Origin of the sequence: Streptomyces sp. NPDC058307, assembly GCF_042880295.1 — a bacterium.
Lineage (GTDB): Bacteria > Actinomycetota > Actinomycetes > Streptomycetales > Streptomycetaceae > Streptomyces.
In genome coordinates this window covers 1-22905 of sequence record NZ_JBHVYZ010000005.1, presented here as the reverse complement: position 1 = coordinate 22905, position 22905 = coordinate 1, and the positions used below count along the sequence as shown (strand labels likewise).

The window sequence follows — 22905 nt, the reverse complement described above, 5'->3', positions numbered from 1 at the left end:
TCCCGGCGGGTCAGCGTCGCACCGCGCGCCCGAACCGGGACCGCAGCGCCACGGCCATCGACCCCGCACCGAGCCCGGCGGCGCCCAGGATGGCCCAGGTCTCCAGCCAGCCGGGCCCGGCGTCCCGTGGCGGGACCGCCGCCGCGACCGGCACGGCCGCGGGCCCCGGCTGTGGCCTCGCCCGCAGCGCGTCCAGAGAGCCCACCGGGTCCACCCGTCCGGCCGCGCCGAACCCCCAGTCGAGCAGCGCGCGCGCCTCCTCGTAGACGGCGAAGCCACCGCCCGACTGAGGATTCATCACCGTCACGACGAGCGTCCTCTCGCCCCGGCGGGCGGCGGCGACGAGCGTGTTGCCGGCGTGGCTCGTGTAGCCGTTCTTGATGCCGATCAGCCCGTCGTAGGGCTCCACCCCGTCGGCACCGGTCAGCAGCCGGTTGGTGTTCCGGATCCCGTACGACCATCCGCCCCGGCCGGGGAACCGCGCCTCGGCCGTGCCGCAGTACCGGGCGAAGTCCGCGTTACGCAGTCCCGCCCGGCCGAAGACCGCGAGGTCGTACGCGGAGGAGACCTGGCCCGGGGTGTCGTAGCCGTCGGGGGAGCGGACGTGGGTGTCGCGGGCGCCCAGGGCGCGCGCCTTGGCCTGCATCCGGGCGGCCGTCGTACTCCAGCCGCCGCTGAGCTCCGCCAGGACGTGCACGGCGTCGTTGCCGGAGTTGAGAAAGACCCCGCGCCACAGGTCGGACACCTGGTACGTCTCTCCCTCGGCCACCCCGACGAGACTGCTGCCGGGCCCGATGCCCGCGAGTTCCTGCTCGCCGACCGTGTGCCTGAGGCCGCCGGGCAGTACCGGCAGGACGGTCAGGGCGAACAGGGTCTTGAGCGTGCTGGCCGGCGGCAGCCGGCGGTGGGCGTCGTGCGCCGCGAGGATCTCCCCGCTGTGGGCGTCGGCCACCACCCACGACAGTGCGGACACCTCCGGAACCGGGGGCACGCCCGGGTGCGGCCGGACCTGGATGCCGGGGCGGTACAGCAGGGCGGGCGGTGCGGCCGCGGCCGGTGGGGCGCCGGGCGCGCCGGGGTCGGCGTTCGGGTGGGCAGCCGCTGTCGCGGACGTGAACACCAGCAGGCCCGTCGTGCACAGGGCGCAGGCCGAGACGGCCATCCGAGAGGGAAAACCGATTGTCATACCGCAAAGCTAGGAACGGACCCGCCATACATCGTGCTGCCCGGGCCGTGCGGGGCCCGCGAGCACCCGGACGGGGGATGGCCCGTCAGCCGGCGGGCAGGGTCGGCTGGATGCGCCGCAGGAAGGTCGCGTTGTCCGGGGTCTCGCGCATCCGCTGAAGGAGCGTCTCCAGATTGCCCTGGCCGTCTCCGTTCTGGAGAACCCGCCGCAGTCCTCGTACGGCGGTCAACTCCGCCGGGGCCAGCAGGAGTTCCTCGCGGCGGGTGCCCGAGGGGTTGATCGAGACGGCCGGGAAGACGCGGCGGGAGGCGAGTTCGCGGTCGAGGCGGAGCTCCATGTTGCCGGTGCTCTTGAGCTCCTCGAAGTAGAAGTCGTCGGCGCGCGAGCCAGTCTCCACCAGGGCGGTGGCGAGGATGGTGAGCGAGCCGCCCTCCTCGGTGAGCCGGGCGGCACCGAAGAACTTCTTCGGCCCGATCAGCGCGGTCGCGTCCACGCCGCCGCTGAGAGTGCGGCCGTTGCCGGGGGCCGCGTTGTTGTGGGCCCGGCACAGCCGGGTCAGGGAGTCGAGCAGGATCACGACGTCCTCGCTGGCCTCGACGAGCCGCTTGGCCCGCTCGATGACCAGCTCGGCCAGCGCGATGTGCTGCTTGGGTGTGCGGTCGAACGTCGAGGCGTACACCTCACCGCGCACGGAGCGCCGCATGTCGGTGACTTCCTCGGGGCGTTCGTCGAGCAGCACCACCATCAGGCGGCACTCGGGGTGGTTGCCGGCGACGGCGGCCGCGATCTGCTGGAGCAGGACCGTCTTGCCGGTCTTGGGCGGGGCCACGATCAGCCCGCGCTGCCCCTTGCCGACGGGCGCGATCAGATCGGCGACCCGTCCGGTCACGCCGGACGCCGGGTGTTCGAGCCGGATCCGCTCGCGCGGGTGCAGTGGTGTGAGGTCGTGGAAGCTCCGACGCCCCCGGTCGGGGTCGTGGCCGTTGACGCGGGCGACCTCGGTCAGGGCGCGCTGGGTGCCGCGCACCCCGTCGACGACGTCCCCCTTGCGCAGGCCGAACCTGCGGATCAGGGCGGGGGAGACCTGGAGGTCGGAGGGCGAGGGCAGCAGGCTCGCGGCGCGCAGGTGACCCTTCCCGCCGGAGTCGACGTCGAGGACGCCGGTGACGGCGCGGACCGGGGTTTGCTGCTGGCCCGGAGGGGTTTCGAGAGTGGTGGTCATGGTGGTCTGTCCTTTCGAGGACGGAAGGCATGGGACATGCGGAAGGAAGGGGTGAAGCCGCGAGAAGGAAGGCGGAGAACGCCTTCGGCGGCGGGGAACAGCGCCTCGGGTACGGCTGTGAGAGCCCTGATCACGAGGTATTGCTGAAGAGCTGACCTGACTGTCAGCGGGGAGTGGTAACCGGCACCGGCGCCCAAGACGGGGCGTACACAAGTGCTAGCCGCAGAGTAGCACAGGGTGTGTCAGAGGTCGGCCACAAGGCCGTAGAGAAGCGGGATCCGCGGAGCGGGAAGGCGCCACCAGCCGGACGGTGTACGCACCATCTGCGGCCAACGCGGCCAGGGCAACTCGTCGCTCTCGCGGAGGTGCCGGATCGTCAGTCCCGCCCCCGTCAACGCGTTGATGACTTCTCCTATTCCGTGCATCCACTCGTAGCTCGCCGTGGCACCCTCGACGGCCGGGCCGTCGGTGTACGTGTGGGTCGCGTCCCGGTGCACGGGGCCGTCGCCGCCCAGGTAGTCGTGGCGCAGCAGCAACTCCGGCCCCTCGTCCGGTGCGGGCTTCGGGCCCAGCGAGTTGAGCAGCGGATGGAACTCGACCACGTACAACAGACCGCCCGGGCGCAGCAGTTGAGCGATCACGGCCGCCCACCGCTCCAGGTCGGGTAGGTAGCACAGGGCGCCCTTCCCGGTGTACACGACGTCGAACCGCCGCCCTCCCAGCGCCTCGACGGCGTCGTACACGTTCGCCCGCACGTACTCGACGTCCACGCACGCCCGCTCCGCGATCCCATGTGCGGCCGCCACGGAAGCCTCGGAGAAGTCGAGGCCCACCGCCCGGGCCCCACGGCGGGCGAGGACGAGGGTCTCGGTGCCGAGATGGCACTGGAGGTGGAGCACATCACGGCCGGCGAGCTCGCCGAGGTCCTCCCACTCGAAGGCGGCGAACCAGCGCTCGGGATCGAGGTCCTGGTCGAGGCCGTAGAACCGGCTGGCGAGGTGGACGGGGGTGCGGGCGTCCCAGTTGGCCTGGTTGACCCTCATCAGCCGCGCGTGCTCGTCGGACGTCATGACACCATCCAAAACCTTTTTCTGCGCCCAGGTGTCGATTCGGACCGGTCCCGTTCGTCGGCGGGGTGTAGGAAGCTCATGAGGACCAGGAGGAACCATGAAGTACATGCTGCTCGTCTGCGGCGACGACACCAACGACGCCTCGGGCATGGCCCCCGTCGAACCCTGGGTCGAGGAGCTCGGCGGCCGCCGCGTACGGCTGCACGGGCACCGGCTCGCCGAGCCCGCCGACGCGGTCACGGTGCGGGTGCGCGGCGGCGAGGTGCTGCGCACCGACGGGCCGTTCGCGGAGACCAAGGAGTACGTCGCCGGCTTCGACGTCCTGGAGTGCGACAGCCTGGAGGAGGCGATCGAGGCGGCCGCGAAGCACCCCGTGGCGACCATCGGGGCCATGGAAGTGCGGCCGTTCTGGGAGGACGAGGACCCCGAGGGGCAGATCCGCCGCCTCGACGCCGAACTGACGGAGGCGGCGCGCACGGGGGACACCGAGCGCAGGGTCGCCTGCTACGCGCAGGACGCGGAGGTCGTGACGCAGGGCCGGCACCACAAGGGTGTCGAGGCGCTCCGCAAGGCCCTCGCCGAAGCGCCCACCGGGCCGGTCACCCGCGAGGTCCTGGAATTCCGGGTCCACCTCGACGAGAGCATCGCCTTCGGGCACGCCCTCATCCGCAGCGACGACAAGTTGCTGCGCGTCACCACCGGCTACCGCGACATCGGCCCCCGCTGGCTGATCGTCCACGAGCACGTCACGGAGGCCACGTCATGAAGTACGCCCTGCTGATCTGCACCCCCGTCGCCGGCGAGGAACTCAGCCCCGCCGAGATCGCCGAGGACCCCCGCTTCATCTCCTACATCGAGGAGGTCCGCAGCCGCGACCTCGTCAAGGGCGGAGCCCGTCTGCGCCCCGCATCCGACGCCACCACCGTGCGCGTCCAGGGCGACGAGGTCCTGCTCACCGACGGCCCGTTCATCGAGTCCAAGGAGTACATCGCCGGCATCGACATCATCGAGGTCGCCGACCTGGACGAGGCGATCTCCCTCGCGTCCCGGCATCCGGCGGCCCTCGGCGGCGGCTCCGTCGAAGTACGGCCCGTGTGGGAGTGACCCCGGAAGAGGCCGTCGCCGCCGCCTTCCGGGAGGAGTGGGGCCAGGTCGTCGCCACCCTGATCCGGGTGACCGGTGACTGGGACCTCGCCGAGGAGTGCGCGCAGGACGCCTTCGCCCAGGCCCTCGACCGGTGGCGGCGCGACGGCGTCCCGCGCCGCCCCGGCGCCTGGCTCACCACGACCGCCCGCCACCGGGCCATGGACGTACTGCGCCGGGAGGCGGTCGGAGCACGGAAACTACGGGAGGCGGCCATGCTCACGGCACCCGAGGAGCCGTACGACGACAGCGGTGTCCAGGACGACCGGCTGCGGCTGATCTTCACCTGCTGCCACCCCGCGCTGCACATCGAGGCCCGGGTCGCCCTGACCCTGCGCACCCTCGCGGGCCTGACGACACCGGAGATCGCCCGCGCCTTCCTCGTCCCCGAGGCGACCATGGCGCAGCGCCTGGTGCGCGCCAAGAAGAAGATCCGCAACGCCGGCATCCCCTACCGCGTACCGCCCGCCCACCTGCTTCCCGAGCGCACGACGGGCGTGCTCGGCGTGATCTACCTGTTGTTCAACGAGGGCTACGCGGCCACCTCGGGCACCGATCTCGTACGACGGAACCTGTGCGCGGAGGCGATCCGGCTGGCCCGGGTCCTGGCCCGCCTCATGCCGGACGAGCCCGAGGCCCTCGGCCTGCTCGCGCTGCTGCTCCTGCACGACGCCCGCCGCGGGACCCGGGTGGACGCGGACGGCGAACTGGTGACCCTGGAGGACCAGGACCGCACCGCGTGGGACCACGCGGAGGTCGACGAGGGAGCAGCCCTGCTGGAGACGGCGCTGCGACGCGGCCGGCCGGGGCCGTACCAGATCCAGGCCGCCATCGCCGCCTGCCACACCACCGCCGCCACGGCGAAGGACACCGACTGGGCCGACATCGCCGCCCTGTACGGCGAACTGCTCCGCTTCGTGCCCTCGGCCGTGGTCCGCCTCAACCGCGCGGTGGCCGTCGGCATGGCGGAGGGCACAGAGGCCGGACTCGCGCTGGTCGCGGAACTGGAGCGGGAGGGCGAGTTGACCGGCTACCACCTGCTCCCGGCCACGCGCGCCGACCTGCTGCGCCGCAGCGGCCGTACGACCGAGGCGGCCCGGGCCTACGAACGGGCCCTGGAGCTGGTGGAGAACGACGCCGAGCGGCACTTCCTGGAAAAGCGGCTCGCGGAGTGTCGATCCGCGTAGGAGGCGTTCGTCGGTGGGGTGAAGGCAACCCCGAGACACCGGAGGCCCCCATGACCGCCACCGACTCCCGCCGCTGGTACGCACTGTGTCTGCTCTGCGTCGCCGGTTTCATGGTGATCCTGGACGCGCAGATCGTCGTCCTGGCCCTGCCGTCGATCACCGACGGCCTCGGCTTCTCCGCGAGCGGCGCTCAATGGGTGATGAGCGCCTACCTGCTCTGCTTCGGCGGACTGCTGCTGCTCGGCGGAAGGATCGCCGACCTGCTGGGCCGCCGCCGCGTCTTCATGACGGGCACTCTGCTGTTCGGGCTCTCCTCGCTGCTGTGCGGGTTCGCCGGCTCGGCCGCCGTGCTGATCGCCGCCCGAGCCGTCCAGGGCGTCTCGGCCGCCGTCATGGCGCCCACCGCCCTGTCGATCCTGCTGAACACCTTCGAGGAGGGCCCCGAGCGCAACAAGGCGCTCGCGTTCTGGTCCGGCAGCGGGGGCTTCGGCGCGACCGCCGCCCTGCTGATCGGCGGACCCCTCACCGACGTCCTCGGCTGGCAGTGGGTCTTCTTCCTCAACGTGCCCGTCGCGCTGGTCATGCTGGTGCTGAGCCCGCTGCTGCTCAGCGAGAGCCGCACGGAGGCTCGCACCCGCTCCTTCGACCCGGTCGGCGCCCTCACCGCCACCGGCGCCCTGGTCGCCTGCGTGTACGCCGTCGTCGAGGCGCCCCGCGCGGGATGGCTGTCGCCGCGGACGATCGCCCTGCTGGCCCTCGCGGTCGTGCTCGCCCTGGTCTTCCTGCGCACCGAGTCCAGGTCGAAGGCTCCGCTCGTCCCCCTGCGCCTGCTGCGTTCCCGGACGGTGAGCGGCGCCAACCTGGTCGTGTTCCTGCTCGGCGCCACCGCCTTCGGGATGTCGTACACGCTGTCCCAGTACGGCCAGGGCGTCCTCGGCTGGTCGCCGCTGCGCTTCGGCCTCGCCAATGTCGTGATGCCGCTGGGGGCGGTCGCCGGGTCGTACGCCGGGCAGGCCCTGGTCACCAGGGTCGGCGCCCGCGCGGTCTCCGCCGGCGGCCTGGCGCTGTCCGGCCTCGCCGCCCTGCTGCTGGCCGGGGTGCCGGTGGACGGCGGCTTCCTGCGCGATCTGCTGCCCGCGCTGCTGCTCTTCGGGCCGGGCGTCGGGGCCTGCGCGGTCGCGGGGTCCATCGCCGCGCTGACCGGTGTCGGCGAGCGGGACTCGGGGGTCGCCTCCGGGGTCCAGACGGCCGCGTTCCAGATCGGCGGGGCCTTCGGTGTCGCCGTCGTCACCTCCGCGACCGTGTCGCACACCGCCGGCACCGAGCGGCTCGCGGCTCTGACCAACGGCTACCAGGCCTCCTTCACCGCATGTGTCGTGCTCGCCGTGACCGGCCTGGTCTGCGCGCTGGTGCTGCTTCGTGCCCCGCGTGTCACGGGGCGTCGGCTCGTACTCGCGGCCCGCCCTGATGAGCAGCTCGTCCCAACTCAGGTGGGTGGATTCAGGAGGCGGCGGCCCTCACCGCTGCCTCCTTCGCGACCTCCTCGAACCGCGCCCCCATCGCCGCCGCGAGGGCCTGCGCGCCCGACAGTGGACGGACCATCACCGTCAGCCGGTCGATCAGGCCGTTGTCGTCGAGATGGATGAAGTCGCAGCCGTCCAGCGCCCGTTCACCGACCCGGGTCGCGAAGACCAGCGCGTGGTCACGGCCGTCCTCGCTGCTCAGCTCAGTCACATAGCGGAAGTCCTCGAAGACCTTGACGACCGTGCCCAGGATCGCCGCCGTGATGGCCTTGCCCTCGTACGGCTTGAAGACCACCGGACTCGTGAAGACCACGTCCTCGGCCAGCAACGCCTCCACAGCGCCGAGGTCACCCGCTTCGACCGCTTCTCGGTACGCTCGCACGCCGCCTCCATAGTCAATTTGTTGAGTAGGTGTGGAGTAGACTAATCACCCGCTGCTAGCGTGTCCACATGTCGCTCAAGTACGCCGTCCTGGCCGCCCTCCTCGAGGGCGAGGCCTCGGGCTACGAACTGTCCAAGGCCTTCGACCTCTCGCTGGCGAACTTCTGGCCGGCGACACCTCAGCAGCTCTACCGCGAGCTGGAGCGCCTGGCGCGGGACGGGCTGATCGAGGCACGTGTGGTGCAGCAGGAACGTAGGCCCAACAAGCGGCTGTTCACCCTCACCGACACCGGCCGGCGCGAGCTGAGCGCGTTCGCCGCCGAGCCGCCCCGCAGGCCGGCCGCCCTCCGCGACGAGCTGTTGATCAAGATTCAGGCCATGGACGGCGTCGACCCCGGAGTCACCCGGGCGCTGGTCGAGGAGCGCCTGTCCTGGGCGCGCGGGAAACTCGCCCGCTACGAGCGGGTCCGCGACCGGTTCCTCGACGGCCGCACCGAGGAGCAGTACCTCGCGGAGGCCGACCGGATCGGCCCTTACCTCACGCTCATCGGCGGAATCGCCCTGGAGGCGCAGACCATGCGCTGGTGCGAGCGCGCGCTTGGCATCCTGAAACGCCGCGCTCCCCTAAGCTGACCCGGATGTTCAGCCCAGAAGGCCCCAGCCTCCGCGAACTCGCCGTCCAGGCGCTGTCGTCCGTCGAGCGCGGCTACGACCTGCTCGCCCCCAAGTTCGACCACACCCCCTTCCGCACGCCCGACTCGGTGCTGGACGCCGTCGCGTCCGCGCTCCGCCGGCTGGGCCCCTTCGAAACGGGACTCGACCTGTGCTGCGGCACCGGTGCCGGGGCCCGGGTGCTGACGCGGGTCTGCCGGGAGAGCGTGACCGGGGTCGACTTCAGCGCCGGGATGCTCGACGTGGCCCGGAAACGGACCCGGTCCGGGGGGCCGCGGGTGTTCTGGGTGCGGGGTGACGCGCGTGCCCTGCCGTTCGCCCCCGCTTCCTTCGACCTCGTCGTGAGCTTCGGCGCCTTCGGCCACTTCCTGCCGCGCGAACTGCCCGGCCTGTTCGCCCAGGCCCGCGAAGTGCTGCGACCGGGCGGCTGCTTCGCCTTCCCGATCGTCGCCCCACCGCGACCGTCGTCTCCCGCTTACTGGACGCTCCTCGGTTTCGACGCCGTGATGCGGGTGCGCAACGCCCTGTGGCGACCGCCGTTCGTCATGTACTACCGGGCCTTCCGGCTCGGGGACGTGCGCCGGGAACTGGAATGGGCCGGCCTTCAGGTGGAGTTGCACGCCCTGCCCGGGTTCGGCGTGCGTCGGGACGGCAGTCCGCGGGTCCGGATGGTCGTGGCCCGGCGCCCGCTCTAGTCGGTCGCAGAGGTTGCAGAGGTTGCAGAGGTCGCAGCGGTTGCCCTGGTGGCGGACTGCCGTCTGTCACAGGGCGCTGTACAACGCCTCGATCAGCGCCGTCTTCCGTGGATCGTCGGCGATGTGCGGCCCCATCCGGTTCATGACATAGCCCAGTGCGACCCCCGCCTCCGGATCGGCCAGCCCGCACGACCCACCGAAACCGTCGTGACCGAAGGCCCGGGGATTGGGCCCGTAGGAGCCCTTCGGCCCGCTGAGCCACAGGCCGAGCCCGAGCTCCGTCTCGCTGTCGAGCCCCGCGCCGAGCACCAGGTCGCGGCACCTGCCCTGGCTCTCGCGGACCCGTTCGGCGGCCTCGGGGGACAGGACGCGGTGGCCGTCGTGGGAACCGCGGCCCGCGAAGATCCCGTAGAGCGCGGTGACGGCCCGGGCGGTGCCGTGGCCGTTCGCGGCGGGGATCTCGGCGGCCCGCCACTCAGGGGTGTTCGCCTCCGCGGCGCCCGCCAAGGGGTTGGTCAGGGCGGCAATCGCTGCGGGCGCCAACCGGGCGAAGACCGCGGCCTGTTCACCGGCCGAAGTGACCGGCGGATGCACCAGCTCGGCGGCCCGCCCGGCCTCCTTCTCCGGCAGGCCGATGGTGAAGTCGATGCCGAGCGGCCCCGTCACCTCCCGATCGAGGAAGGCGCCCGGCAGCAGCCCCGAGACCCGCCGGACGACCTCCCCGACCAGGAAACCGTACGTGAACGCGTGGTATCCGGACACCGTGCCCGGCTCCCACCAGGGCTCCATGGCCGCGAGCCGCTGTGTCGTCAGCTCCCAGTCGAAGAGGTCGGCGAGGGTGTGGGGCTCGCGCAGTCCGGAAAGGCCGGCCCGGTGCGACAGCAGGTGCCGTACGAGGACCTTCTCCTTGCCCGCGGCGGCGAACTCCGGCCAGTAGGCGGCCACGGGGGCGTCGAAGTCGAGCAGGCCCCGGTCGGCGAGGAGGTGGGCGCACAGGGCGGTCGGGCCCTTCGTCGTCGACCACACGTTGACCAGCGTGTCGCGCTCCCAGGGGCGGGTGCGGGCCGCGTCGGCCCAGCCGCCCCACAGGTCCACGACCGTCTCGCCGCCGACCGTGACGCTCACCGCGGCGCCCAGCTCGGCACGGTCCCGGAAGTTCTCCTCGAACGCCGCCCGCACAGCCGCGAAGCGCTCGTCGCAGTGGCCGTGGACAGTCGGCCGGGGCTCTGACATGGACCCTCCGTCGTCGCCGGAAGCCCGGACCGCCACACTGCGATCCGGGTCCCGAGAACATACCGACTGGTCGGGCTGGAGGGAAGGCTCCCGGCAGGACTCAGACGTACGAGCGCAGCCAGTTCAGCTTCGCCGCCTCCTGGTAGGGGCCGCCGCCCTCGTGGTCGTTGAAGTCGTAGACCTCGATCGTCTTGTCGTCGTGGGCCCAGGCGTTGAAGGCCGCGAAGACGGTGGAGGGCGGGCAGGTCTGGTCCTCGAGGGCCGCAGAGAAGAGCGCCGGGGTGCGGGCGCGGCTCGCGAAGTGCACGCCGTCGAAGTAGGCGAGGGTGGCGAGGACGTCCTCGAAGCGGCCGCGGTGCGTCTTGAGGTAGAGGCCGATCTCGCGGTAGGGGTGACGGTCCGTGAGGGTCGCCGCGCGCGGGAAGTCGCACAGGAACGGCACGTCCGGGGCGACCGCCGCCAGGTCCGGGACCAGGCCGCCGACGGCGATCGAGATGCCCCCGCCCTGGCTGCCGCCGAGGACGACCGTGCGCGCCGGGTCGGTCAGCGGGTGCGAACGGGCCGCCTCCACCGCACGCACACCGTCGGTGAACACCCGGCGGTAGTAGTAGTTCTCGGGGGCGTCGACGCCCCGGGTCATGAACCCGGGGTACGAGGGCGCGCCGGCCACCGGGTCGGCGGTGCCACCGCCGCCGCCCCAGGCGCTGCCCTGACCGCGGGTGTCCATCACGAAGTGCGCACGGCCCGTGGAGGCCCACAGCAGATGCTCGTGGGGCAGGCCGCGGCCGCCGCCGTACCCGATGAACTCCACGACCACCGGGACCGGCGCGGAGACCTCGGCGGGGATCGTGAACCAGCCCTTGACCGGGTGGCCGCCGAACCCGGCGAACGTCACGTCGTACACCTTCACCGTGGACAGGCCCGTGTCGACGAGTTCGAAGCGGGCGTCCAGATCGTGCTCGCGGGCCTCCTGAAGGGTCTTGGACCAGAACGCGTCGAAGTCCTCGGGCTCGGTGGAGTCGCTGCGGTACTCGCGCAACTCGTCGATGGGGAGGTCGAACAGGGCCATGCAGGACCGCCTTTGCGAAGGGACAGTGCCGGATGATCACACCGTACGTGTGTCGTCGGACGAATCGCCAGGCTTTTGCGGGCGCCCCGGGGCCCACGCGGTCAGGCCCGGCGACGGGTCCACTGCGGCTCGGTGAGAGCCCAGTCGCGTTCCCACTCGACGAGCCGGCGGCGGTCCGCCACGCCGCGGACGAGTGAATGCCCGAGGAGGATCACGGCGATCGTGCCGCCGGCGCCACAGGCGCCCATCACCAGGGTGTGCTGCCAGATCGCGGTCTCGTCCGGAGGCGCGGGCACGCTTCGGCCCCGGGAGTCGAACCACACGTCGACCTTGTCGCCCTGGTCGGTACCCGCCGGGACCCGGGCGGTGGCGGTCTTCGTGGCGCCGCCCGCCTCTGTCCAGCGCACGGTCACCCGGTAGGAGCGCTCCCGGCCGCCCTGGACCGTGGGCGGCGAGTCCGGGACCCTGCCGGCGACCTCCGCACGGACCCGATGGCGTTCGGAGCGCTGCTCGGCCGCCACCGCGCGGGCGTCGTCATGCGCCCACCAGCCCACGACCGCGCCCATCAGCGGCGCGGCCAGCAGCATCAGTACAGCGACGGCCAGCACCGTCCACGCCTCGACGACGTCCGACCGGCGCCTGAGCGGATTGCGCCGCCAGCGCCAGCCGCGCACCCGGGTTCGCATGTCGACCTCCGCACCCCGCACCCCTGCGAGTGGGCCTACAGATGTAGTACCCCTCCATTCGCGTCGTTCACGTGTGGTGGGGCGCACATATGCGCCTGGTGTGCCTGCGCACGACCGTCAGCCGAAGCGTTCGATGCGGATACGGTCCACCGGCTGACCGGCCTCCACCAGCAGTCGCGAGGCATGCTCGGCGAACGCGTTGGAACCGCACACATAGGCCTCCCATCCATCTTCGGGCTGTTCGGCCAGGAGTGGCGCCACATGTGCGGCCGACATACGTCCCACGGGCACCCCGTCCGGGGCGTTCCGCGTGAACACGGGGGTCGTCTCGGCGCCGAGCTCCCGGGCGTAGATCAGCTCCTCGGGGCTGCGCGCCGACACCAGCAGCCGCAGCGGCACGGACAGCCCGCGCGCCCGGTGGTGGCGCACCATCGACATCAGCGGTACGACCCCGGAACCGGCCCCGATCAGCAGCGCGGGCCGGTCGCCGGGCCAGGCGAAGAAACCGCTCAGCGGCCCCCGCACCTCCACCTCGTCACCGGGTGCGGCCACCGTGTGGAACCAGGTCGAGACCTCGCCGCCCTCGACATGGTCCAGAGTCAGCTCGATGTGCCCGGAGTCCTCCGGCGGCGACGCGATCGAGTAGTGGCGCTGGGCCGTGTAGCCGTCCTCGGCGGTCAGCCGCAGCAGCAGATGCTGGCCGGGCAGTTGCCCCTGCCACCCGGGCACGGCGAAGCGGAACGTGGACGCGTAGGGGGTCTCGCGGCGTACCTCGGTGAGCGTGGCGGTCTGCCACTCGGAGGCGGCACGGTTGCTGACCGCGATACGCCCGGGCACCGCGAACCGCGTGACGGGAGCGAAGGCGGGCGAGGAGAGCGTCTCAGTCACCGGAGTACCTCTGCTCCTCCCACGGGTTGCCTCGCGCGTGATAGCCGTTCTGCTCCCAGAAACCCGGCTCGTCGTGGTCGAGCAGCGTCAGCCCCGCGACCCACTTGGCGCTCTTCCAGAAGTACAGGTGCGGCACCAGCAGCCGCGCCGGACCGCCGTGTTCGGCGGGCAGCGGCTTCCCGTCGTACTCCCACGCGATCCAGGCCCGTCCGCCGGTCAGGTCCGCGAGGGGGAGATTCGTGGTGTACCCGGTGTGCGAGTACGCGACGGCATGGGTGGCCGACCCATGTGGCCGCGCCACAGCCAGGAACGCGTCCAGTGACACACCCGCGAACCGCACCCCGAACTTCGACCAGCTCGTCACGCAGTGGATGTCACCCTCGTAGGCCGAGACGGGCAGCGTGTGCGCCTCGTCCCAGTCCCAGGTGTGCGGTTGTTCGACCAGCCCGTCCACCCGGAACGTCCAGTCGGCCGGCGACAGGTCCGGCGTGACCTCAGCGGACAGCACGGGCCAGTCGTCGCCCGCGTCGTACTGGCCGGGTGGCAGCCCGCCGCCTTGGACACGGGGGCGTCCGGTGAAGCCTCGGGTGACGTTCATGCATCAACCGTACGCCGTCCCCGCGCGTGCTCCTCCCCAGGTCAGTGCCCCTATCGTTGCGGCCGTATGAACACTGTGCGGCACCGGGAATAGCCGCCGCGCGCCGATCCTTGGCGCTGGAGTGCCGGGCCGGTGTCCCGGTGACAGTGCGAGAGAGTGAGGAAGCAGATGCCCAAGGCGTACGTCTTCACACGGTACGGCGGACCGGAGACCGAGGCGTTCGTGGACGTGGACCGGCCGAGTCCCGGCCCCGGACAGCTTCTCGTGGCCGTCAGCGCGGCGGGCGTGAACCCCGTGGACTGGAAGCAGCGCACGGGCTACCGGCGCCCCGGCGAGAGCGACGATCGGGTCTTCCCCGTCGTGTTCGGCAACGAGGTCTCCGGTGTCGTCGAGGAGATCGGGGACGGCGTCGAGGGGTTCGCCGTCGGGGACGCGGTCTTCGGCACCGCACTGACCGGCGGCTACACCGAGTACACCCTGGTGCCGGCCGCCATCGCCGCGCACAAGCCCGCGGAGCTGTCCCACACGGTGGCCGCCACCCTGCCCGTCGCCGCCGCGACCGCGTACGACGGCGTCCGCCAGCTCGACCTGCCCCCGGGCGCCACGCTGTTGGTGACCGGCGCGGGCGGGGGAGTCGGCGCCGCGGCCGTACAGATAGCCCGCGCCTTCGGTCTGAGGGTCGTCGGCGTCGCGAGCGACGCCAAGAAGGACTTCGTCGAGTCGCTCGGTGCCGACCACGTGGCTTCCGGCCCCGGATGGGCCGAGCGGGCCCGGGCGAGCGCACCGGACGCCGTCTACGACCTGGTGGGCGGTCAGGTGCTCGCCGAGGCCGCCGAGTTGCTCACCGACCGCACGAAGCTGATCACCGCCGGCGCCCCGGAGGAGGAGGTGCGGCGGCTGGGCGGCGCGCGAGTGGCGCGGGCCCGCAACGCGGCCGTACTGGAGGAGGTCGCCCGGCTCGTGGTCAAGCGGGACCTGGACCCGCACATCACCGAGACGTTTCCCCTCGACCGGGCGGGCGACGCGCTGCGCACGGTCGAGGAAGGCCACGCCCGCGGCAAGACGGTCATCGAGGTCACCCGATGAGCGCCGGCGCACGGCACGTCCTCGACAACCCGGCCCTCGCCTCCCTGACCGGCCCGCACGCCCACTTCGCCGAGAGGCGCGGCCGGGTCCTCCGCTACCCGACCGACGTCTCGCCGTGGCTCGCCCTGCCCGACGAGCCCGACGCCGGCGACTGGGCCGACCTCGCGGCGCTCGCGGGTGCCGGCGTGGAGGTGCCGCTGCCGGGCTACGCGGGCCAGGTGCCCGAGGGCTGGGAGATCACCTTCCAGATCGAGGGCGTGCAGTTGGTCGACGAGGGTCTCGACGCCGCGCCCGACCCGGAAGCGGTCCGCCTCGGCCCCGCCGACGTGCCCGAGATCCTCGACCTGATTGCCCGCACCCAGCCCGGGCCCTTCCTGCCCCGCACCATCGAGATGGGCACCTACCTGGGCATACGCCGGGACGGCGCCCTAGTCGCGATGGCGGGGGAGCGGCTGCATCCGCCGGGCTGGACCGAGATCAGCGCGGTCTGCACCGACCCCGCCGCCCGTGGCCAGGGCCTCGCGACCCGGCTCATCCGCGCCGTCGCCCACGGCATACGCGAGCGCGGTGAGACGCCCTTCCTGCACACCAGCGCCGCGAACACCCAGGCCATCCGGCTCTACGAGGCCCTCGGCTTCCGGCTGCGGCGCACCACCGCGTTCCTCGCCGCACGGACAACCGAGCGGTTGCCGGAGGCGGTCTCCTAGCCGCCGTCGTCGGGCGGACCGGGCCAGGCGTTGTACCGCACGAGGTACTCGGCGAACCGCTCCAGGTCCTCCTGCGACCACTCCGCGAGCCGTTCACCGACGGCGGCGCGGCGGCTCACGGTGACCCGGCCCAGGATGCGCCGGCCGGCCGCGGTCAGATGCAGCACCTGGACCCGGTGGTCCTCCGGGTCCTGGCGCCGCTCGATCAGGCCGGCCCGCTCCAGAGCGGCGACCTGACGGCTCACCGTGGACTTGTCCAGGGCGTAATGGGCGGCCAGGTCGGTGGCGCGGCAGCCGTCGCGCTCCTCCAGATGCCCGAGGAGTGTGTACGACACCAGTGACAGCTCGGGATGCAGGCGGCCCGCCGAGGCCCGGGCCCGTCGCGCGAAGGCCGTCATCTCACGCTGGATCGTCTCCACGGTCGTTGCTGCTTCCACTGGACCTCCCTCGCAGTACTGGTTGCAGAGTACAACTCGGTGAGCTCTGGGGTAGGGTGGCCCTCCGGCTGAGGGCGGTCCCAGCCGTGAGGTACCGAGGAGGTGAGACCCATCAACGCTGTGTCAGCTCGGGTGCTCTCTCCTCGAACCGGCGCGGATCACCGCCGCTAGGCCCAGGTGACCGCGGGAGCGCCCTTCGGCTCTCGAAAGGCCCCCGGCTTCCATGCCTTCACTGTCTCCCCGTTTCACCTCCGCCGACTCCGTCGTCGCCGCCCTGCGCACCGCGGGCTGTGTCTTCGCCGAGGACGAGGCCCGGCTGATCCTCGCCGCCGCCCGTACCCCGGCCGAACTGGCCGACATGGTCGACCGCCGGGTCATCGGCCACCCCCTCGAACTCGTCGTCGGCTGGGCCGAGTTCCGGGGACTGCGCGTCACCGTGGCTCCCGGCGTCTTCGTGCCGCGCCGGCGCACCGAGTTCCTCGTCGACCAGGCCCTCGCCCGGGTGCCGGACGCCTCGGTCGTCGTGGACCTGTGCTGCGGCTCGGGTGCGGTCGGCGCCGCGCTCGCCGTCGCCCTGGGCCCGGTCGAGCTGCACGCCGCCGACATCGACCCGGCCGCGGTGGACTGCGCCCGCCGCAACACCGCCGACGCGGGCGGCCGGGTCCACACCGGCGACCTCTTCCAGGCCCTCCCCGCCGAGCTGCGCGGCCGTATCGACATCCTCGCGGCCAACGTGCCCTACGTCCCCACCGACGAGGTCGCTCTCCTGCCCACCGAGGCCCGTGACCACGAGCCCCTGGTCGCCCTCGACGGCGGCACGGACGGCCTGGACGTCCTGCGCCGGGTCGCGGCCGAGGCCCCTCGGTGGCTCGCCCCCGGCGGCTGCCTCCTCGTCGAGACCAGCGAACGCCAGGCCGACGCCGCCCTCGACGCCTTCACCCGCAGCGGCCTGACACCCCGCCTGGCGGTCTCGGAGGAGCTCTACGCCCATGTCGTGATCGGCACCAGGGCGGCTTAGGCCCAGCTCGGGGCCCATGTCCCCGCGCTCGGCGGTTCGGGCCGCGTCGCGTGCAGGTGCGCCCGGAGGGCGGCGAGCGCCGGGTGCGGGTTGTCGGCGCGCCAGAGCAGGGAGTGGGGGTAGACCGGGGTGGGCCCGTGGACCGGGATGCGGCGCAGGTCCTGGTCGGACAGCCAGACCAGACGGGTCAGCTCGCCGACCAGGGTCGCCAGGGCGGGGGAGTCGGCGATGGTGTCGAGAAGGGGGTCGGTGCCGAAGTCGGGGCCGGTGACCTCGATGGTCAGGCCGAAGGCGGCGGCGAGGTCGTCGTAGTAGGTGCCCCACTCGGTTCCGGTGACCAGGCCGGGCATCCAGATGCGGTGCCCGGCCAGCCGGGGGAGTTCCACCGAGCGGGCTCCCGCGAACGCGTGGCCGGGGCCGGTGAGCAGTTGGACCGGTTCGTCGTAGACCCGCACGGACTCGATGCCATCGGTCGACTGCCCCGCGGAGTGCGGGACGGCGCGGAACGTGGCGTCGATCGTGCCGGACCGGAGGGCGGCGAGGGCCGCGTCAGCGTCGAAGAGGGTGACGACGTCCAGTTCGACACCGGGGTGCGCGCGGTGGAAGGCGCGCAGCAGCTCCGCCGGGGCGAGCCGACGGCCGATCACGTCGACGCGCAGGGCCCGGCTGCCCGGCCGTACCGAAGCGGCCGCCCGTTCCGCGACCCGGAGCAGTTCGCGGGCGTGCGGCAGGAACGCCTGTCCGTCGATGGTCAGCCGCGCGCCGCGCGGGGTACGGGTGAACAACCGCGCCCCGAGGTCCTTCTCCAGCGCGGCGACCCGCTTCGACACGGCCTGCTGGGTGACCGCCAGCCGGTCGGCGGCCTCCTGGAACCGCCCCGCGTCCGCCACGGCGACGAAGGTGCGTACGGCGTCGAGATCCATGCCACGAGCCTAGGCCGTCACTGCACAACCACGGGTTGTGGTCGGTAGGTGCGCTGGTTGTTTGATCGGCAGGCCCGGCACTCGGTTGGATGGCGTCGGTCAACGTGAGGTTGTCGGCGAGGGGGTTGGGCGTGGGTGGGAGACGGTCGCTGGGGCGGCGGTTCGGGTGGCTGTGGGCGGCCTACGCGGTCAGTGCGTTCGGCACCTCGCTGTCGTTCGGTGCCTTTCCCCTGATCGCCGTCCTGGTGCTGCACGCCGGCCCCGCCGCGGTGTCCGCGCTGGCGGCCTCGGGGCTCGCGGTCGGGGCCGCGGTGGCCGTGCCGCTCGGGCCCTGGGTGGAGTTCCGCCGCAAGAGGCCGGTGATGGTCGCGATGGACCTCGTGCGCTTCGCGGCCCTCCTCAGCGTTCCCGCCGCGTACGCGCTCGGTGTGCTCGGCTACGTCCAGCTCCTGGCCGTGTCGGTGGTCGTGGCGGCGGCCGACATCACCTTCGGCGCCGCCTCCGGGGCCTTCCTCAAGTCCCTGGTCGGCCCGGACGACCTGTTGATCGCCAACGCCCGGTTCGAGGCCACGAACTGGTCCAGCATCGTGATCGGGCCTCCCCTCGGCGGGGCCGCCATCGGGCTCTTCGGTCCTGTGACGACCCTGCTGGCCGACGCCGTCAGCTACCTGCTGTCGGCGTTGGGGATCCGCGCCATCGGCGGCGGCGAGCCACGGCCCGTGCCCACCGCCGGGGCGGGGAAGGGGTCCCTCCTGGAGGGCTGGCGGCACATCCTCGCCAGCCCCGTCCTGCGCCCCCTGTTCTTCAACACGGTCCTCGTCAACGCCCTGATCATGGTGCCGGTGCCGCTGCTGACCGTCCTCATGCTGGGCCCGCTGGGCTTCGCGCCCTGGCAGTACGCCCTCGCCTTCTCGGTGCCCTGCCTCGGCGGCCTGCTCGGCTCACGGATGGCGCGCCCCCTGGTCACCCGGTTCGGACAGGACCGCGTCCTGATCACCTCGGGCATCCTGCGCGCGTGCTGGGCCCTCGGCCTGGCCTTCGTCGGACCCGGTACGGGCGGGCTGCTGCTCGTGATGGCCGTCGAGCTCGGGGTGATCACCTCCTGCGCCGTCTTCAACCCGGTGTTCTCCACCCACCGGCTGAGGATGACACCGACGGACCGGGTGGTGCGCACCCTCTCCGCCTGGTCGGTGACGGGCAAACTGACCACCGCGGCCCTGACCGCCCTGTGGGGCCTGCTGGCAACGCTCACCGGAACCCGTGAGGCGATCGCGCTCGCCGGTCTCCTGCTGCTGGCCACCCCGCTCCTGCTGCCCCGGCGACCGGCCGCCGCACCCGACGCGAGTCAGGACGCCCTGCCGTCCTCCGCCGGGTCCCCGTGACGCCGGGCGCCCCGTGCACCCCCCGGTGTGCGAGTCGACGGTGTCACGCCCCAGGTGTCTGCACCCGTGCGATCAGCAGGGCCACGTCGTCGGAGTTGTCCGGCTGGTGCAGGGTGCGCAGCAGCAGGTCGCAGATCTCCTCCAGCGGGCCGTCGGGGGTGTCGAGCAGGTCCAGGAGCGCGTCCAGGCGCTCGTCGAGCGGGTGCTGGCGGGTCTCGACGAGACCGTCCGTGTACAGCACGAGCCGGTCACCCGGCGCGAGGTCGACGGTGGTCGTGGAGAAGGCGACACCGCCCACGCCCAGCGGCGCCCCCGTCGGGAGTTCGAGCAGTTCCGGCGGGCGGCCGGGGCGCAGCCGTACCGGAGGCAGATGCCCGGCGTTGGCGATGCGGCACTGCCCGACCCGCGGATCGTGCACGGCGTACACGCACGTGGCGATGGAGTGGTCCAGCTCCTGGGTGATCCGGTCGAGGTGTTCGAGGAGCCTGGCCGGGTCGAGGTCGAGGGAGGCCAGGGTGTTGGTCGCGGTGCGCAGCCGCCCCATCGTCGCGGCGGCGTTGATGCCGCTGCCCATCACATCGCCCACGACCAGCGCGGTCTTGCCCTCGTCCAGCGGGATCACGTCGAACCAGTCGCCGCCGACCTCGGCGGTGGCGCCCGCGGGCTGGTAGCGGGAGGCGACCTCCAGGCCGCCGGTCACGGAGGGGTGGCTGGGCAGCAGGCTGCGCTGGAGGGTGAGAGCGGTGTTGCGGGCGTCCTGGTACCAGCGGGCATTGTCGATCTGCACCGCCGCGCGGGCCGCCAGCTCCCGCGCCAGCAGCACGTCGTCCTCGCCGAACGGCTCCGGATTGCGGACGCGCTTGAGGTCGAGGGCGCCGAGCACCTCGCCGCGCGCGATCAGCGGCACCGCCAGATAGGAGTGCAGTCCGGCCCTGGCCAGCTGTGCGGCCGCCTCGGGTGAACGGGCGATGCGGGCGAGGTCCTCGGGCCCGACCTGCGCCACCAGGACCGGGCTCCCCGTGCGGACGCACTCGGTGACCAGGCGCTCGGGGGCGTACCGGACGACCTGTCCGGGCGGATCGGCCGCGGCCAGGGCGTCCGGGGCACCGGCCGCCTCGACGGCCAGCGGACGCATCACGGCGGGTTCGGTGGGCCGCAGGGTGCTCGGTCTGCCCTGCACCACCGCCTCCAGCAGGTCCACGGCCGCCACGTCCGCGAGCTCCGGCACGGCCACGTCGGCCAGCTCCCGGGCGGTGCGGTCCAGGTCGAGGGTGGTGCCGATGCGGGCGGAGGCGTCGGCGACGAGCGCGAGCCGGCGCCGGGCGGTCTCGGCCTCCACGGTCGCCAGGTGCTGCTCGGTGACGTCCAGGACCGAGCCCGCCACGCCCAGGACGGTCCCCAGCGCGTCCTCAAGGCGGTACAGCGAGACCGACCAGGCGTGGTCCGTGTCGGGGTCCGCGGGTGTACGGCCGATCGTGTGCTGGTCGACCAGCGGCTTGCCGGTCCGCAGCACCTCGCGGGCGGCGGCCTCGAACGCGGCCACGTCCAGCTGCGGCAGCACCTCGCCGATCTTCCGCCCGACGTGGTCCTCGGCCGGCACACCGTTCAGCTGCTCCAGAGCAGGGTTCACCGAGACGTACCGCAGCTCGGTGTCCAGCACGGCCAGTCCGATCGGGGACTGGGAGACCATCCGGGTGGACAGCGCCACGTCCCGCTCCAGGCGGCGCACGGTCGACTGGTCGGCGCACAGCCCGAGCGCGTAGACGTCACCGTGGTCGTCCAGCAGCCGCATGTTGCGGAACTCCACCAGCTTGGTGGAGCCGTCCTTGCGCCGGATGGGGAACGCGCCGGCCCAGCTCTGGCCGGTCTCCATGACGTCGGCGAACAGCTTGACCACCAGGTCGGCGTGCTGCTCGTGGATCATCAGATGGGCCGCGTACTGCCCCAGCGCCTCCTGCGCGGTGTAGCCGAACAGCTCCTCGGCCTGCGGGCTCCACAGCACGATGCGGCCCTGGGCGTCCAGCACCACCGAGGCCATGCCCAACTCGTCGAGCAGCCCGCTCCGCCGTACCGCCCCGCGCGGCGGGTCTCCGCCCTCTGACGCGGGTATTCCGGCTGCACCCATTGCACGAACCGCCTTAGACCGTCCTCGCGGCACGCCGTACCCCCGTGCCGACTCCCCTTGTTCTACCGCGTTCAACCGTCTCCGTGACCACGCGGTCGTGTTCTTCCACCATCCCTCAACACGAGGGCGCGCGTCCGGTGAAGTGCGCCGGGGTGACGAAGGCCGCTCATTCGTTCGATCAGTCTGTACATGACTGCTCGATTGGTATGTACATGACTGCCGTGGGCACGTCAGACTGTCCGCCGACCGACCGCACCCCCGCCCCAGGAGCCCCAGGAGTCCTTCATGCCCCTGCGCGCCGGACAGCGTTGTCACGCGCTCCTCGCCGCCCTCGTCACCCTCACCGCGACGGCCCTCCTGGCCGCCGCACCGCCGGCCTCCGCCGCCGACACCTGGACCGAGACCGGTGCCGACCGGGCCGACCCGCTCACCGAGAGCCAGGGCCTCACCTCGGTCGAGGTCCCCGCCGGATCCGCCAACCGCTACACCGGCATCGGCACCATCCCCATCGGCGTCTCCAGCCGCGGCTGGAACCACGTGGGCGACCCGGACGCCTCCTACGACGGCCACTACATCGAGCCCTACCAGGCCGACTCGGGCACCGCGAAGATGTTCCGGGTGCAGGCGCCCGACGGCACCTGGTCCGAGTACGTCCACTCGCTCAGCCCCGGTGAGGCGCTCAACAACTCCTGGGTCGCGATCTCGCCCGACGGACAGTGGACGCTGTCCGGTGAGTGGGGCACCATGACCCGCTTCCTGGTCTTCCCCACACCCGGAGTCAACGCGAGCACCTCGCCCTCGGCGAACCTTCCGCAGGCGGCCACCGTCACCCTCGACCACGCCGTCCGGGACGTACAGGGCTGCGACTTCCTGAGCGCCACCCAGCTGCTGTGCTCCTCCGACGACCCCGCGGGCACGCTCTTCGGCTACACCAAGCCGCTCCTGCAGATCGACCTGTCCGCCGCCCCGACCGGCTCGGCGAACGTCTCCGGGCATGTCACGGCGCTGCGCCAGCTGCCCCTCCGCAGCTCCTGCTCGGGCGAGTTCGAGGCGGAGGGCATCGACTACGACCGCCGGAGCGGAACTTTGCGGGTGATCGTCGTCTCGCCCGGCTTCTGTGTGCTGACAGACAGCAAGACGTACCGCTTCACCAGGAGCTGAGCCTCTGACGGGCGGGTGCCGGTCCTCCTCGAAATGAGGGCCGGCCCCGCTGGCGGGGCCCAGCGGCCGGATACGACGGTGGCGCGACCACCCCGGCGCCTTCCTGGCCGCCGCGTTCCTCGCCCGCCTCGCCCGCCTCGGCGGCCTCGGCGGCCGGGTCGGCCGGGTCGGCCTGCCGACCGTCTCGCTGTCATGCTCGCCGTCCCCGATCCGTACCGGCCCCCCACGATGCTGGAGACCGCCGCCGGTAGTGATCCGGGAAAGGTGGTGCTTATCCGGGGATGTGGCGCGGCTCGCGGGGAACCCGGCGTTCTGGTCATCGCCACGAGAGGAGCGACCACGATGGATCGTGAGCAAGCGCACGAGGAGTCCGTCTCCCTGGAGATCAGCGGAGGCAGCGCGGAGGACGCGCGGATCGTCTTCGACACGCTGGCCGCGTGTTTCGAGTCGGACCGGGGTGCGGACGAGGCGCCGCAGCAGCTTCATGAGTCGCGGCCGATGGTGTGGCTGGGG

The 22905-nt window shown here is 72.5% G+C and carries 22 protein-coding genes and 1 pseudogene; 11 read left to right on the top strand and 12 right to left on the bottom strand.

Annotated elements, in window-relative coordinates; all coding sequences use genetic code 11:
- Window positions 1–10 precede the first annotated feature (10 nt).
- From ACFVYN_RS05570 to ACFVYN_RS05560, 3 genes are all read right to left on the bottom strand, one after another.
- A complete protein-coding gene (locus ACFVYN_RS05570; protein WP_389992911.1) occupies window positions 11–1186 on the bottom strand; it encodes a D-alanyl-D-alanine carboxypeptidase family protein in 1176 nt (391 codons plus the stop codon).
- 85 nt (window positions 1187–1271) lie between these two features.
- Window positions 1272–2408 (bottom strand): transcription termination factor Rho, encoded by a 1137-nt coding sequence (gene rho, locus ACFVYN_RS05565; protein ID WP_389992908.1) that lies wholly within the window; start codon window positions 2406–2408, stop codon window positions 1272–1274.
- A gap of 242 nt (window positions 2409–2650) precedes the next feature.
- The gene (locus tag ACFVYN_RS05560; RefSeq protein WP_389992906.1) at window positions 2651–3478 is read right to left on the bottom strand and encodes a class I SAM-dependent methyltransferase; all 828 of its coding nucleotides are present in this window, start codon (window positions 3476–3478) and stop codon (window positions 2651–2653) included.
- Between the two features lie 97 nt (window positions 3479–3575).
- On the opposite strand from ACFVYN_RS05560, the gene ACFVYN_RS05555 reads away from it, so the two are divergent.
- The 4 genes and pseudogenes from ACFVYN_RS05555 to ACFVYN_RS05540 form a co-directional block, all read left to right on the top strand.
- On the top strand, window positions 3576–4244 hold the full coding sequence (locus ACFVYN_RS05555) for a YciI family protein (RefSeq protein ID WP_389992903.1): 669 nt from the start codon (window positions 3576–3578) through the stop codon (window positions 4242–4244).
- Window positions 4241–4582 (top strand): YciI family protein, encoded by a 342-nt coding sequence (locus ACFVYN_RS05550; protein WP_389992900.1) that lies wholly within the window; start codon window positions 4241–4243, stop codon window positions 4580–4582. Before ACFVYN_RS05555 ends, ACFVYN_RS05550 begins: the two co-directional genes overlap by 4 nt.
- Window positions 4579–5808, top strand: a complete 1230-nt coding sequence (locus ACFVYN_RS05545; RefSeq protein WP_389992896.1) for an RNA polymerase sigma factor — start codon at window positions 4579–4581, stop codon at window positions 5806–5808. The genes ACFVYN_RS05550 and ACFVYN_RS05545 overlap by 4 nt, the downstream gene beginning before the upstream one ends.
- A 50-nt stretch (window positions 5809–5858) precedes the next feature.
- Window positions 5859–7259 (top strand): annotated as a pseudogene (locus ACFVYN_RS05540) (MFS transporter); the annotation flags it as partial.
- A gap of 49 nt (window positions 7260–7308) precedes the next feature.
- Here the strand turns inward: ACFVYN_RS05540 and ACFVYN_RS05535 are convergent.
- Complete coding sequence (locus tag ACFVYN_RS05535) at window positions 7309–7713, bottom strand: nuclear transport factor 2 family protein (protein WP_389992893.1); 405 nt, start codon at window positions 7711–7713, stop codon at window positions 7309–7311.
- Window positions 7714–7781: 68 nt separating this feature from the next.
- Between ACFVYN_RS05535 and ACFVYN_RS05530 the strand changes: the two genes are divergently transcribed.
- Entirely contained in the window at window positions 7782–8345 is a 564-nt protein-coding gene (locus ACFVYN_RS05530) for a PadR family transcriptional regulator (protein WP_389992890.1), read from the top strand.
- A gap of 5 nt (window positions 8346–8350) precedes the next feature.
- Complete coding sequence (locus ACFVYN_RS05525) at window positions 8351–9079, top strand: methyltransferase domain-containing protein (RefSeq protein ID WP_389992888.1); 729 nt, start codon at window positions 8351–8353, stop codon at window positions 9077–9079.
- Between the two features lie 66 nt (window positions 9080–9145).
- On the opposite strand, the gene ACFVYN_RS05520 is transcribed toward ACFVYN_RS05525, so the two are convergent.
- From ACFVYN_RS05520 to ACFVYN_RS05500, 5 genes are all read right to left on the bottom strand, one after another.
- Window positions 9146–10312 carry a serine hydrolase domain-containing protein gene (locus tag ACFVYN_RS05520; RefSeq protein ID WP_389992885.1) on the bottom strand — a complete coding sequence of 389 codons (1167 nt, stop codon included), beginning with the start codon at window positions 10310–10312 and terminating at the stop codon, window positions 9146–9148.
- A 100-nt stretch (window positions 10313–10412) separates the two neighbouring features.
- Complete coding sequence (locus tag ACFVYN_RS05515) at window positions 10413–11381, bottom strand: acetylxylan esterase (RefSeq protein WP_389992883.1); 969 nt, start codon at window positions 11379–11381, stop codon at window positions 10413–10415.
- 101 nt (window positions 11382–11482) lie between these two features.
- A complete protein-coding gene (locus ACFVYN_RS05510) occupies window positions 11483–12067 on the bottom strand; it encodes a DUF3592 domain-containing protein (RefSeq protein ID WP_389992880.1) in 585 nt (194 codons plus the stop codon).
- A 117-nt stretch (window positions 12068–12184) separates the two neighbouring features.
- The gene (locus ACFVYN_RS05505) at window positions 12185–12955 is read right to left on the bottom strand and encodes a ferredoxin reductase (RefSeq protein WP_389992878.1); all 771 of its coding nucleotides are present in this window, start codon (window positions 12953–12955) and stop codon (window positions 12185–12187) included.
- Entirely contained in the window at window positions 12948–13553 is a 606-nt protein-coding gene (locus ACFVYN_RS05500; protein ID WP_389992876.1) for a sulfite oxidase-like oxidoreductase, read from the bottom strand. The genes ACFVYN_RS05505 and ACFVYN_RS05500 overlap by 8 nt, the downstream gene beginning before the upstream one ends.
- 168 nt (window positions 13554–13721) lie before the next feature.
- Here ACFVYN_RS05500 and ACFVYN_RS05495 point away from each other — a divergent pair, with 168 nt between their 5' ends.
- Both ACFVYN_RS05495 and ACFVYN_RS05490 read left to right on the top strand, forming a co-directional pair.
- Window positions 13722–14639, top strand: coding sequence for an NADP-dependent oxidoreductase (locus ACFVYN_RS05495; RefSeq protein WP_389993352.1), 918 nt, complete (start codon window positions 13722–13724; stop codon window positions 14637–14639).
- On the top strand, window positions 14636–15346 hold the full coding sequence (locus ACFVYN_RS05490) for a GNAT family N-acetyltransferase (protein ID WP_389992873.1): 711 nt from the start codon (window positions 14636–14638) through the stop codon (window positions 15344–15346). The genes ACFVYN_RS05495 and ACFVYN_RS05490 overlap by 4 nt, the downstream gene beginning before the upstream one ends.
- On the opposite strand, the gene ACFVYN_RS05485 is transcribed toward ACFVYN_RS05490, so the two are convergent.
- Window positions 15343–15744, bottom strand: a complete 402-nt coding sequence (locus tag ACFVYN_RS05485; protein WP_389993349.1) for a MarR family winged helix-turn-helix transcriptional regulator — start codon at window positions 15742–15744, stop codon at window positions 15343–15345. The genes ACFVYN_RS05490 and ACFVYN_RS05485 overlap by 4 nt on opposite strands.
- 262 nt (window positions 15745–16006) lie before the next feature.
- On the opposite strand from ACFVYN_RS05485, the gene ACFVYN_RS05480 reads away from it, so the two are divergent.
- On the top strand, window positions 16007–16801 hold the full coding sequence (locus tag ACFVYN_RS05480; RefSeq protein WP_389992870.1) for a putative protein N(5)-glutamine methyltransferase: 795 nt from the start codon (window positions 16007–16009) through the stop codon (window positions 16799–16801).
- Here ACFVYN_RS05480 and ACFVYN_RS05475 read toward each other — a convergent pair.
- Window positions 16798–17724 (bottom strand): LysR family transcriptional regulator, encoded by a 927-nt coding sequence (locus ACFVYN_RS05475; RefSeq protein WP_389992867.1) that lies wholly within the window; start codon window positions 17722–17724, stop codon window positions 16798–16800. The two genes, ACFVYN_RS05480 and ACFVYN_RS05475, sit on opposite strands and share 4 nt — an antisense overlap.
- Window positions 17725–17855: 131 nt before the next feature.
- On the opposite strand from ACFVYN_RS05475, the gene ACFVYN_RS05470 reads away from it, so the two are divergent.
- Window positions 17856–19106 (top strand): MFS transporter, encoded by a 1251-nt coding sequence (locus ACFVYN_RS05470; RefSeq protein ID WP_389992864.1) that lies wholly within the window; start codon window positions 17856–17858, stop codon window positions 19104–19106.
- Between the two features lie 43 nt (window positions 19107–19149).
- On the opposite strand, the gene ACFVYN_RS05465 is transcribed toward ACFVYN_RS05470, so the two are convergent.
- The gene (locus tag ACFVYN_RS05465; protein WP_389992861.1) at window positions 19150–21231 is read right to left on the bottom strand and encodes a SpoIIE family protein phosphatase; all 2082 of its coding nucleotides are present in this window, start codon (window positions 21229–21231) and stop codon (window positions 19150–19152) included.
- Between the two features lie 285 nt (window positions 21232–21516).
- Between ACFVYN_RS05465 and ACFVYN_RS05460 the strand changes: the two genes are divergently transcribed.
- A complete protein-coding gene (locus tag ACFVYN_RS05460; RefSeq protein ID WP_389992858.1) occupies window positions 21517–22392 on the top strand; it encodes a hypothetical protein in 876 nt (291 codons plus the stop codon).
- Window positions 22393–22905 lie beyond the last annotated feature (513 nt).